The organism is Rhodopirellula islandica (assembly GCF_001027925.1).
GTDB lineage: Bacteria > Planctomycetota > Planctomycetia > Pirellulales > Pirellulaceae > Rhodopirellula > Rhodopirellula islandica.
Genome location: NZ_LECT01000044.1, coordinates 110335 through 122149, shown reverse-complemented (window position 1 = coordinate 122149; position 11815 = coordinate 110335). Strand labels below are relative to the sequence as shown.

Sequence of the window (11815 nt, the reverse complement as noted above, 5' to 3'; positions counted from 1 at the left end):
CACTCGACTGCCGTGGAACAGGGACTGATCCACGCCGAAGAGTATCCCGGTATTCGGTTCCTGGTCCATGAGTCGATGCAGTGGAACGGGCTGAAGTTGTTCGGCTCGCCATACACGCCTCGTTTTCACGATTGGGCGTATATGAAGAAGTGAGGGCAGCTTGATCTCGTTTGGCAATCGGTTCCCGATGATGTGGACATCCTGATCACGCATGGTCCGCCAAAGGGCGTCTTGGATATCACGCATGATATCGAGTCAAAGGAACTCGTTCAGGTCGGATGTGCAGCTTTGCGAAGACACATTGAAGAGCGAATCAAGCCGAAGATTCACGCTTTCGGTCATTTGCACGACGAGAAAGGTATCAGCAACTTCGGGATGTTCACTCGTGGTGTGACGCAGTACATCAATTGTTCATGCTGCAATCTCGCAGCAAAGTTGAAGAACAATGGGTTTGTTATCGAGTTGTAAATGATGAAGCAAAAAACGCCCGCGGGGGATTGCTGCTCCGCGGGCGTTTCAGTTTTGTTCGTCTTTCGACTTGCAGTTCAATGGATTCGACTTCGCGTACGAAGCGTGATGCGTCGCTTTCTAGGAACGATGAGACGACGTTGAACACGGAGTCACTGAAGCCACCGATGTTCAGGATGTTGTCTCGCTCGGGTGCTTGCGTGGTTCCGTAGGGTTGAATGTCGATGCAGAGGAATCCAGATTTCGCAGTTCCCTTTGTCGCAATTCTGTGAGTTACGGAGCGAAGTCCTCGCGTCGACAATGCTGTTGACCACCGCCGCTTGCCGGCCGGTGTTCTGCAGTAGGATTGCTTCCTTGATCTCGACCGCCTTCGGCACGAACGGCGTCGTTTGTCGCGAGTGGTACGCGATGAACTTCACCGCGATCCACGCTGTCGGCACTTCCTGCTCGCTGCCCGCGTCATCGCCACCGTCAACCGAGATGTCCGCTAACATCATCAACCATCACGTCTCTTCGCCATTGCATCGATCGCACGAATGCCATTCTCCATCTTCGTCCGTGCTGACACCTTTGCCGAGTGGACAAGCATCGCCGGCGGAACAAATCCGTGCAACGCGACCTGTTATTCGATCCAAAGGACAACGTCGTATCCCGTGCCGCGATCGTCATCGCCAAGATCGTGATCCAGGCTGAGATCGGTAACGATCCCGGTTTTCAACAACGCGATCGCTTCATCGGGCCAATACACGCGATGCCAACCATCAGGCGTCGTACGTTCATCGTCGAGGTAGACTTTCATTGTTTACCGAGCAAACGGAACTCCTCATCACTCAATTCAGATTCGCCGTCCAAGCGGGAAATAGCCAGTTTTCCGGGTTTTACAACGCTACCGAACACCTAATCGCATCAGATGTTGTTGATGTTCGAACGGTTCTAGCGAACGGTTTAACGGATCCGCATATCGGTGCATGTCACCAATGATGTCGTACGCCCACCATCTATTCGTCCACGCCATTCACTGTGGATGCTTTCTCGAGCGATTGTATTCGATCTCGAAAAACTCGGTCGAAACTAGTTAGCTGGTCAATCAGCCAATCGTATTGCGTCTGCCATTGGTCTCGATCGTCAAATGAAACGTCGTATCGAGTGATTCCAATACGCCATTCTTCCTCTTCAATGAAACCGGCGTCTTTGTGGAAGGCGGATTGGTCGATTATCCAATTGCCGATGTGTGCCGCAGCGTGTTCGTGACACAATTGCAGCTTGGCTTCTTCGATAGCGTCGGGTAATTCAACGAGTTGACTTCGGTAGCTTCCAATTCCAAGCGAAGGAATCCGTAGCTGAAAAACGCAGCTTCACGAATCGAGCCCCAGCCTGTGCTGCATAGCGAGATGGTCGTTTTCATCGAATGCAGGCAAGAACTCGAAGCCGTAGCGTTGGTATAGCTTTTGAGCGGCTGCATTCTCCCGATGGACTCGCAGAGTCAACAACTCGACATGTTTCTTGGGAGGCTTGTCTTCTTGAATTTGTTTGGCCGCGACTACTGCTTGGCCAAGCAAGTGTTCCATGATCTGGTTGGCATACCGGAACTCAGGCGATCGCGGCTTGCCCCGATACTTGTGGTCCAAACCAAGCTGTGGAATGTAGAGAAGACGCGAACGCTTCCCGTTTGGTGGAGGCCAACGCCACCAACCGGTCACGGTTAATGATGCGAAGCCCACAATCGAATCGTCGGCTTCGCTATTGCGATAGACCCAGACCTTGGTCTGCTGTGACTCGATCGAGTCGATGACTTCCGATCCATTGATCCACTCCATGGCCGCACGCGACCACGCTTCATCACCACAATGCAGATTAGCTAGGAACGGTGGATCGTTACGCGTGAACTCATCTGCAAAAAGCAACTTATCTTCGGGCTCAGGCAATTTCTATCGCCCTGGCCGGGAAGGCAGTTCACGCGTCTTGACCCGCGTGGGCGATCGCGAAAGAGCTTTGTCTAACGCTTCGGCTTGAGCGGCGGTGAGTTGTCGATCACTCGCGAACTCAGCAGTCGTGTCGAGGATCGAAGCGACTTCGAGGTCTGGCCACAGTGCGGTAGGTTCGACGTTGAGTGCAGTTGCCATTTTGAGGATTGTCTTTCGTTGCGGTCGCGATTTACGACTAAGCATTTTGGAGACCGCCGATTGAGTGCAGTCGATACGCTCCGCAAGTTCTTCTTGAGTGATGTTTTTTTGTTGTAAAAGCGTTTTGACACGATCGGCAAACGTGGCTTCCTGAGAATCCATTTGTTTCTGGCGATCGGCAATGATTGGTCGCCAAGCAGGATCGGGGTGTTTCGTCGCGATCTCGGTCTGCGATTTTCGGAAGTCGAGACCGTGGCCCTCTTGTGGGTTCAGATGCAAAGCGTCTGCGATGGTCGCAAAAGCACGATGCCGATCGTCGTCCGTCGTGTCCTCACTTTCAATGACCGCGAACATCGAACGAACAACCGATTGCACCTCGTCACTGCATTCCATGTACTTGTGAATGAAGTCGCGTTGCTCTGGGGTGATTCGCAGCACCGCGCGAAAAGCGTCGTTTGGTAGTTCGCTAAAGTTGGTTATCGACATTTTGTCACCTCAGTCGGCTCGCTCTCGAAGGATTGCTCTGCGACCTGAATAGATTGTGTGTTGTGAACCGTTGAACGGCTCGCCAGCTCGCATCCCGCCGATAATCCACAGCGTGGGAACAGACGGGGTGGGCGAATGCCTCGCAGAACAGCACGCGAACAGTGCCGACGACACCGTCATCGAGCCGCACCAGCAGTTCAGACAGGCCGTTGGGCTGTTCCAGCCATTTCCACTGCAAATCAATGACCAAAGGCTCATCGGGATTCCACCAGCGAAGTTTGGGAAGCTGTCGGTTCAGTTCGGAACGAACCGAATAGCGGGGCAAGAGGCGTTGGAAGTCCTGAAATGCGGGGCGGCAAATTCGCAACCGCCACTCCAAGCCCTCGGTTCCGATTATCGGTTCCCTCATCACAATACTATGACGTAATTATGACGTGGCAAGTTCGGCTGTTCTGATTCGGCGATCAGTTGAGGCGCAAGTGATTGATTTGTAAAGCTTTACGCAATTCCCTTTGCTTTTCCAAGCCGACGATGAATGTTCGGTTCCCGATGAAAAACGGCGGTTTTGTCTCAAACCTGCACCCCGAAGGGCTTGTCTTCGTCGGCGATGGGTCCAGGGCAAGACTGAGGTAGGGATCCGCTTTTGCATCCCGCTTAAGCTGCGCGATCTGTTTTCGAAACGGTCGGCGTCGTTGTTCGACGGCGGCGAAGGTCGCAGTGTCTCTGCTTGAACCGCTTCCGCCTGTTCTTCCGTTTGCTTCAGTTGTTCGGTGAGCATTGCAATGGGGGCTCGGCAATCAGTCTCAATCTGCTGTTGCTTGGCCTTGTTGAGCGTCGGCTTTCATGAGTTTGGTTGATTCTCGTGCTGTTCAGGGTTGAACCAGATACCTGATGGACTCCCGGAGTACGTGCGTGGTTGCGGGAGTGTCTTGAAGACGGTGGCTGAGCGAGTGGCTCGCCGATCGACTTTCAAGGCTCGCACGGGGGCTGAAAGTGCAAACGGAAATCGCGAGCACCGGTGGCCAACATCTCGTCAGCTTACGGACCGGTTAGAATTATCCAACTAAACTTCTCGACAACTTTGATCGCCTGAATACCGCGGAGATGATGACAAATGAAAGATGACTCTGAAACGCCATCGTCGCCCGAGCCTCACGATACAGAGACACTTGCCACACCGACGCTTGCCTACACCGCCAGCGGCAACTTGGAAGCTCACGCAATTGTCACTTGGCTGCAATCCAACGGTGTCCGTGCTCATGCGGTCGAAGACAACTCGGGTGTGAGCCTGTTTGCGTTCGGCACCATCAGCCAATTTCACAAGCCACAGGTGTTCGTTGAGAAGTCGGACCTCCAGCGTGCCGGAGATTTGCTGCGACAATTCGAGAGTCAACGAGATCGACGCCGAGCGGACTTGGACAACGCACCAGCAATCAAATCCGAGTGCGAAGAATGCGGTGTGACCAGCGAGTTTCCCGCGTCCCAAGACGGCACAACGCAAAATTGTCCTAAGTGCAACGCGTTTATGGATGTCGGAAAGTTTGACTGGCCCGACGACTTCGATTTCGGCGACGCCGATGAAGAGCCGGAACAAGAGCTGTCCGCCGACGATGCATTGGACGCTGCCTCGCGACTCCATCAACTCGGCGATTGGAACGAGGCGATTCAGGCTTACCAGCAAATCAAAGCACGTTGGCCAGAGCACGCAACCTACACGGCGAACTGCATTGCACAGATCCAGCAAAAGATTGACGCAGCAGCCGGAGGCTAGAGATCGCCACCCGTTCGTCGCAAACGACCCACACTGCAACAACTCCGGAAGCTTGAACCTTGTCGAACTCGGGCGTCTACTTCATCACCTGCGAGTTCCTCGGCAGACGATTCGTGAAGATCGGCCGATCCACCAACATCGCACGACGACGAAATCAACTGCAGTCGGGATGCCCATTCCGCTTGAAGGTGGAACACATCGAAGCAATGTCCGAGTCCGAAGCCGTCGCGAAAGAGAAGAAGTGGCGTGCAATGTTCCAGGACATGCGAAAACGATGCGAGTCGTTCAACGCCAACACGGATGACGTGAACACCCAGCTCATGTTCCACTGGTTCCCCTACGAGAACGACATCGAAGCGTTCATCGAACGCCGGAAAGCACGAGACTCAGCCACCGAGTTCGACGAAGAAGTCGCCCCAGTTCACCAAGAACAACTCTTGTTTTGATGGCCAGGAGCGTTTCGCAGCGAACCACAGCCTAGTCAACTCACCGGCTCACCATTGCCTCGATTGATCGAATCCCACTTTCAACCTTCCGCGGGCGTCGGGTTGGTATGGACCAGCCTTGGTGAGCCACACGCCTCGCAGTCGCGATAGAAGCAGGGCCCTTTCTTGCGAAGCTTCGCCTTCGCTGCACACACCTCACACTTCTGCGGCACGTTTTGCGTTTGATTGCAAACTCGGCACCGAAGGTAATAGCCATACCGACCGTAGAGAATCTCGACATCCGACTCGCCGCACGCTTCGCACTTCATCCCAGCATCCGACGGACTCGCGTCTGCCTTCGAAACGGGCGCCGCCGCTCGCTCCACGGCCGTTGGAGCCTTGGATTCAACCGTCGGTGGATTCGTTGTTCGCTGACGTTTGCGTTGGCTCAATAGAAACTCGCGGATGGACGCCAATTCTTGATCCGTGAACGGAGCGATATGATGATCTTCCATCCGCTTGGCTTGCTCCTTCCCCGCCTTCACGAACTTGACAAATCCCTTGATGCCTTGGGTTTCTTCGTAGGCGTTCGCCTTTTCGGTCAGTTCCGCGACCACTCGGTCCGCCTTCATCAACTCGGGCGGATTGGTGCCATTGCGTTCGATGACGCCCTGATCCGAGATCGCCACAAAGACCTGGAAACGTTCATCACCAAAGGATGGCTGAACCGTGCCCATCAACTTCTTGGGACGCAGCGATTCCTTCGCATCGTTGAGCAGGCCTTGTAGAAGCCGGGCCTGCAATCGAGCCTGTTCGATCGGCGACCGCATTCCAGAACGTCGCCCACGAGAGTTGCGAACGAATTCAAGATGCTCGTTCACTTCGACGGTGCCTGTGATGGACTTGCTTTCGACGATTGCGAAACCGAATCGGTGCATCACCAGATGATCGATCTGGGCTCGCTCGCCATTTCGTTCGAACGTGACGTCGTTGAACACAAAAACGTCGGACGCTTCTGCGAAGGCACGTCGCAGGAAGAACGCCATTTGCTTTTCAGCTTCAAACCCAGCTTTCCCCATCGGATCCTTCGGCCGCGGAGACTCTTTCTCTTGGACGATCACGGTGCACTCACAAAATTCAAATCGTTTGAACGGACATCAAACCCAGCAGATTAAAACCCCCAGAACGCCGCATCAATCCCGATTGAAAGGACAGCCGACATCCGCAAGCACCAGCCCGGCGTCCGCACGGGGGCGTCACCAACCAACTCCATCGCCACGATCCCATTCAGTCCCAACGGGACGGCATGCTGTCGCCACGGGCGCAAGCCCGTGGATCCCAAATCGAAAGCAAAAAAAAGTCCTGAAGGGGCGACATGAAAGAGTGCCGGGATGTCGCATGTGCGATTGAATCTCTCTCGCTCGGATACACAAACGATAGCAGCACATGGAAATGCTCTTGCCGCCGCCCTACGAATGCCAGAACACTCCCGCCTTTCGCCAGCCCGGTTGCACCTCGTCGCCGTAGGTGGCTCGGCGTTTGCGAACGGCTCCATCGTCGGAATCGTCAGCCGCGATCGTGGTGACACGGACGGCTTCGCGGACTCCGTGGAACTGATGGTATCCAGCGATCTTTTTGATCAGCGAGTCGCCATCGTCTTCAAACAGGACGAAGTACCGCATGTAATTCACAAACAGCTCAGGATCGAAGAAGCCGCGAACGACTTTCTCCAACTGGTATTCCAGCAGCGGCCGATCGTCTTCGTTCTTGATCGTGTTCCATGGCATGAACCGTTCTTTGTTGGCCGTCAGCGAACCGACTCGCGCCGTAATCCCATCGCTGATGACCAGTGCCACGTTGTAGGCCAGCAGGTCGGAGATTTCGTCCTTGTAAGTCTGCAGTTGCGAGTAAGCCTTCCACACATCGGCCGATTCATCCGCCGGGTTCTTCAGCTCGACGACTGCCAGCGGCAAACCATTGACAAAGACCACGACGTCGGGCCTGCGAGCCTGCTTGGTTCCCGCCACGCTGAACTGGTTGACGACCAGCAAGTCGTTGTTGTCCGGGTTTTGGAAGTCGATGATCTGAGCGTAGAGCGTTTCCTTTCCATCATCGGTGCTGTATTCGACTTTGACGCCGTTGGTGTAAAGCCTGTGCAGTTGTCGGTTGTTTTGTTCCAAGCTGGGATGATCGGGATTGGCGACGACGTGCACCACATCATCGACGGCCGATTGCGGAAGATCAGGATTCAGTCGAGCCACTGCCTCGGCCAAGCGATCTTTCAAGACGACAACTCGGTAGTCATCCCGCTCTGGATCGTCTCCGTCGGGCGAGATGTCCACACCGTTGGCGTAGTCCCAGCCCGTCTCACGGAACCAGTCGAGGGAAAGTTGTTCGAGTTGGTCTTCGGTAATCATGGCGCTCCGTCATTGCTGCTGTGGTGCGAGATGCCGAACACGAGTGGTGCAGTAGCTAATCGTTCATTTTGCCCCAATGCCAAGACCGCAGCCGTTTCCACCGCCGCTGCTTCTTCGGTAGACGTAGCCGCCGCCGAAAACGCCGACAACGATGGCGCCGAGCACGAAGATGACGAAGACCAGTGTGCGGCGATGGGGTCAGTCGGGTGCTGATGTCCCATTTGTCGAATGCGTGAGCGCGCAGAACCCATTGCTGCGCAGCACTTTATGGCGCGCGTACGCGCGACCGATCGCGTGATGTCCCATTTTTGTACCATTTCGTCTGTCGCGCCGTCTCGGCGCGATTTTCGGCCGGATAGCGCGAAATCGACAGAAATGGAGCTGCAATAGCGCCGTCGCGGCGCTTTTAGCGGCGCTATTAGCCAAAACTTGCCGAGAACAGGGGGGGATAGCGCCGTCGCGGCGCGTTTGGCGGCGCTATTACATGCTCGGCTCATTGCGCCACCACCCTGTATGTCGTTGACCTTCCACGTCCCGAACCCGCGACCTCGACAAGGCCGAGCTTCTTAAATTGCCCCAAGTGAGTGGTCGCCGTTCGATCGGCGATCTTCATTGCATCCGCATACTCGCCCCGTGTCACCGTGCTCCGTTTCGAGAGCCATTCCCAGCCTTTGCGTTGACTGTCCGTCAGTTCGCTCAGAACTTCTTCGTCCAAACTTGTCACGACCGCCTCGGTTGAGCGATAAATCGTCAACACAAGATACGGGTCGTCGAACGTGAACTTTGGCAGCGGTAGCCCGCTCGTCTCTGCCGCCTGCCTCATCGAAGTCAGCCCCAAGCCGCGTTCTTCTGCGAGTCCCATCCGGTTGAAGACGTAATGCAAAGTTGGGTTGCGACTTCGCATTGGAGCGTTCAATGAACGAAGTTGCTCCATCGTGACCAATGGGGAACCGGGGCTCATGATCGTGACCGAATCTTTGGTTACGATTACCTGTGTCTTCGATCCCGAAACGGTGTAGTCACGATGAACGATCGCGTTGACCACGCCTTCACGCACAAGCCGAAAAAACGCTTCATCTCGTTCTTTTCGCGTGGCATCGGTGCGATCGTTTGGATTGGGAACTTTGGCTTTGATCCAGTCCATAATCTCTTGAGGAGCCAAGACCTGCGGTCCGTCGAAATCCTTCGTTTCTTCAGAACCGTCTTCAAAACGAATTGTCCCTAACACGCCTGCATCAACAATTGTTTCGCGCGGTTCATTCCCAAACAAAATGATGCCGTTGATTGTTGGCTCCGACTCTGCATCAAGTACGTTGAGACGCGTTAGCCGATTTCTAAAATCCTCAGATGCAATTGCCTCGTTGAGGTTTGCCCACGAGATGAACTGAGATAGCGCGTCGGGTGAGAGATTGCCGAAGTTGACGTTCGCTGCGGATGCCTCCAGCATCGAAGCTGAATCTTCCGATTCCTCCGCCTTTTTCCTTTCGTTGGCATTCTCGATGAACTTCTTGTTGATCTCCTCGATTTGCTCCTGCAGGTCCCGGTCATACATCACGACATCAACGCCTTTGTTCTCAAGGTGTTTGATGCCTTTTCCGTCTACGGTCACGTCAGGATCAGTGATGCCAACGTACACGGTCTTGATACGCGCGTTCGTGATGCGTCGCGCGCACGGTACTTTCGGCGGGTTTCGCTTCATGCACGGTTCGAGTGTCGTAAACAGAATGCAGTCGTCAAGTTTTCGATTGGCGAGCTTTCGTTCGAGCAACGTGAACTCACCATGGTCCCCATCGCGAAGTTCACCTCGGTAGGCGACCATATACTCCTTTTCTTCCGGGAACCAAATGAGCGCGCCAACGGCGGGCGGCACTTTGTCGCCACGATCTTCCGGGATCGACAGCTTCATCACGTCGATAGACAGTTCCATCAGCTTGTGAGCATCGAATTTGCTCAGCTTGTGCACTTTGTTCGTATCAATGGTCACGCCAATGCCTCCTCGGTTGCGGTAAGGGCGGCGGGAACGGGAAGTTCGCCGGAGAGGAGTTGGGGAAGAAGCGTGTAGCGAAGCCTCGCAAGTTCCTGTGACTGAGCGCCGTGTCTCGCAATCATCTCATAGTATCCCGCAGCAACACGATCGAATTCCTGCATGACCTCCTCTGGCGGTGAAAGAAGCTGGTGCGTGCTCGCAAACAATTTGAACGCAAGATTCTTAATTCCTGTCGTGCCATTTTCGTACTGCAAGAACTCGTCGCGGTCGTAGAGCCACCGAAGCATTGTGTAGACGTAAAACGGTGAAACACTCTTTTTCAAACGAATGAAACGGCAAAAGTTGGAACAGGTTACGGGTGTGGGAATACGGTCTAAGAACGTCTGCGTGATGAGTACCGGGCGACCGGTTGACTGCGTAGGACTTCCACCAGAAATCTCAAAGGCAAGGCTGCCTGCCAACAGGGAGCGTTTCTTCAAACTATTTGATTTGATGAATCGAGTCGGCATCTTCCCGACGCCACCATCTTGAAGATCAGGTATATCAGCACCACGAATACACCGAACTTCCTCGACAAAATCATCTCTGAACGTTTCTTTGCCCCAGTCACCTCCGATAACAAAGTCGATGAGGTCGTCGAAAACACACGGTTCCCAACCCTCCGGTATTGGTCCGAGATCGGAGTCTTGGAAGGTGGAGGGGAAAAGGTCGAGAACCTTTGGGTCGTGTCCATCCTCAGGCATCTGGCCCGCGTTGATTTTGACCGGGTCGAAATCGACGAACCAACTCTTGAAGATCGCCCGCGCAAGAGACTCCAGCGTCGCATTCATCCGACGGTTCAACTCGATCTTGTCGTCCAACGCTCCAAGGATCGACGCGATCGTGTTCTGTGTCTCGATCGGCGGAAAAGTGAGGTCAAAGTTTCGTTGGTCAGCGAGACTTACATAGTCGGCAGCCATTGATCCATGCGTCATTACCGCATGCAATTCTGACTGAAACTCATGCGAGGTCATCAGATAGAAAAGGAAGCGGGGGTTGATTTCGTTGTAGTCCAAACTTCGCCAGTAGCAAACCTGCGGAGAAAAGACGACTTCCGGCTGTCCCGGACGCAACATTCCAACCCGTCCGACCGTACCCTTTGAGATGAATGCAACATCGAGAGGTCTGGCAAGTTTGGTCTGAACCCGTTCTGATAATTCAGGACGAATGTGATCTTCAACCACGGTCGAGATATCACCTGTACCAATATCGCCGCCACGCACAAAAGGTATACCAATCGGTCCGAGTTCGACTCTTCGTACGCGATAACCGTCGTCGATGCGTAGCGCGCCACTCTCAATCAGTGATGCGACTTTTCGCTTTGGCCAATGCACTGACTTAGACACAATTCGCCTCTTCGCCGACCGGAGCGACTTGCAACGATTTCGCCCGACTCATTCCCCCGCCTCCGGCAAGGCAAAGCCCAGCTTTTGCATGTTGTCGCGGATCGCCGACTGCAGTTTTTCCGACTCGTGAAATTGAGTGGCTAACTCGCGGGTCAAGCCCTCCATCTTTCCGGCGAAGGGGACGCCGTCGTCTTCCACCTCTTCGGCTCCTGCGTAGCGACGGAGCGTGAGCACGTAGCCATGTTCGGCGGTCTCGACCAACGTTGGGCTCCTGCAGAAGCCAGGGATGGTGCGGTTGTCGACTTGTCCAGCTTCCCCTCCCCTCGTCGTCGTTCCTCCTCCTCGACCCTCCCGGAGGGAGGGTGATATGACGGGGGCGTTCTTCCACTTGGGAAAAGTCCTGGCATGCCTTGTGGTGTCTTCCTTGTTGGCCTGGAGGAATCGGTCCATCATGCACGCCAGTTCGTGGGCGTCGATGAACAGCACTTCACGCGTCTGGTCTCGACATGCGACGGCTTCATCGTCTGCGTCATGTTTCGAATTGGGGTCGGCTGCCGTCCCAAGTTTTTTGGCGAGATCCTTGAGGAACTTCTGGCCATCCGCCTCTGACATAGGCTTGCTTCATTCATTGAAATTGCGAACACACATTGCCACGTGAATCCCTCACGTGGTTGCAAACTGAAGCCCATCATCCTATTGTGCCAGAGACGACGGGACAAGCAGGCAGGGGGTCTGCCGGGCTCCAGTAGGTGA

The 11815-nt window shown here is 54.5% G+C and carries 10 protein-coding genes and 1 pseudogene; 3 read left to right on the top strand and 8 right to left on the bottom strand.

What is annotated here, in order from left to right; genetic code table 11:
* The first annotated feature begins 12 nt into the window (after positions 1 to 12).
* A complete protein-coding gene (locus RISK_RS32325; RefSeq protein WP_160311484.1) occupies positions 13 to 153 on the top strand; it encodes a hypothetical protein in 141 nt (46 codons plus the stop codon).
* 937 nt (positions 154 to 1090) lie between these two features.
* On the opposite strand, the gene RISK_RS33200 is transcribed toward RISK_RS32325, so the two are convergent.
* The 3 genes from RISK_RS33200 to RISK_RS21735 all read right to left on the bottom strand — a co-directional run bounded on the left by RISK_RS33200 (position 1091) and on the right by RISK_RS21735 (position 3077).
* Entirely contained in the window at positions 1091 to 1267 is a 177-nt protein-coding gene (locus RISK_RS33200; RefSeq protein WP_236696554.1) for a cyclic-phosphate processing receiver domain-containing protein, read from the bottom strand.
* A 556-nt stretch (positions 1268 to 1823) separates the two neighbouring features.
* Positions 1824 to 2372 (bottom strand): GNAT family N-acetyltransferase, encoded by a 549-nt coding sequence (locus tag RISK_RS21740; protein WP_150122675.1) that lies wholly within the window; start codon positions 2370 to 2372, stop codon positions 1824 to 1826.
* 24 nt (positions 2373 to 2396) lie between these two features.
* Positions 2397 to 3077, bottom strand: coding sequence for a helix-turn-helix domain-containing protein (locus RISK_RS21735; protein ID WP_047816416.1), 681 nt, complete (start codon positions 3075 to 3077; stop codon positions 2397 to 2399).
* 1114 nt (positions 3078 to 4191) lie between these two features.
* Between RISK_RS21735 and RISK_RS21720 the strand changes: the two genes are divergently transcribed.
* On the top strand, positions 4192 to 4848 hold the full coding sequence (locus tag RISK_RS21720) for a putative signal transducing protein (protein ID WP_047816413.1): 657 nt from the start codon (positions 4192 to 4194) through the stop codon (positions 4846 to 4848).
* 59 nt (positions 4849 to 4907) lie between these two features.
* On the top strand, positions 4908 to 5294 hold the full coding sequence (locus RISK_RS21715) for a GIY-YIG nuclease family protein (RefSeq protein ID WP_083435108.1): 387 nt from the start codon (positions 4908 to 4910) through the stop codon (positions 5292 to 5294).
* 80 nt (positions 5295 to 5374) lie between these two features.
* On the opposite strand, the gene RISK_RS21710 is transcribed toward RISK_RS21715, so the two are convergent.
* From RISK_RS21710 to RISK_RS32320, 5 genes and pseudogenes are all read right to left on the bottom strand, one after another.
* On the bottom strand, positions 5375 to 6394 hold the full coding sequence (locus RISK_RS21710; protein ID WP_047816412.1) for a nuclease-related domain-containing protein: 1020 nt from the start codon (positions 6392 to 6394) through the stop codon (positions 5375 to 5377).
* Between the two features lie 351 nt (positions 6395 to 6745).
* A pseudogene (locus tag RISK_RS21705) lies at positions 6746 to 7690 on the bottom strand (type I restriction endonuclease); the annotation flags it as partial.
* A gap of 493 nt (positions 7691 to 8183) precedes the next feature.
* A complete protein-coding gene (locus RISK_RS21695; RefSeq protein ID WP_047816410.1) occupies positions 8184 to 9674 on the bottom strand; it encodes an ATP-binding protein in 1491 nt (496 codons plus the stop codon).
* A complete protein-coding gene (locus RISK_RS21690) occupies positions 9671 to 11062 on the bottom strand; it encodes a restriction endonuclease subunit S (RefSeq protein ID WP_236696552.1) in 1392 nt (463 codons plus the stop codon). The genes RISK_RS21695 and RISK_RS21690 overlap by 4 nt, the downstream gene beginning before the upstream one ends.
* A gap of 48 nt (positions 11063 to 11110) precedes the next feature.
* The gene (locus tag RISK_RS32320; protein WP_047816408.1) at positions 11111 to 11674 is read right to left on the bottom strand and encodes an N-6 DNA methylase family protein; all 564 of its coding nucleotides are present in this window, start codon (positions 11672 to 11674) and stop codon (positions 11111 to 11113) included.
* Positions 11675 to 11815: the final 141 nt, after the last annotated feature.

Coding starts and splice junctions, on each gene's coding strand:
- RISK_RS21735 (WP_047816416.1), bottom strand. CDS start 3,077: ATGTCGATAACCAACTTTAGCGAACTACCAAACGACGCTTTTCGCGCG.
- RISK_RS32320 (WP_047816408.1), bottom strand. CDS start 11,674: ATGTCAGAGGCGGATGGCCAGAAGTTCCTCAAGGATCTCGCCAAAAAA.
- RISK_RS33200 (WP_236696554.1), bottom strand. CDS start 1,267: ATGAAAGTCTACCTCGACGATGAACGTACGACGCCTGATGGTTGGCAT.
- RISK_RS21720 (WP_047816413.1), top strand. CDS start 4,192: ATGAAAGATGACTCTGAAACGCCATCGTCGCCCGAGCCTCACGATACA.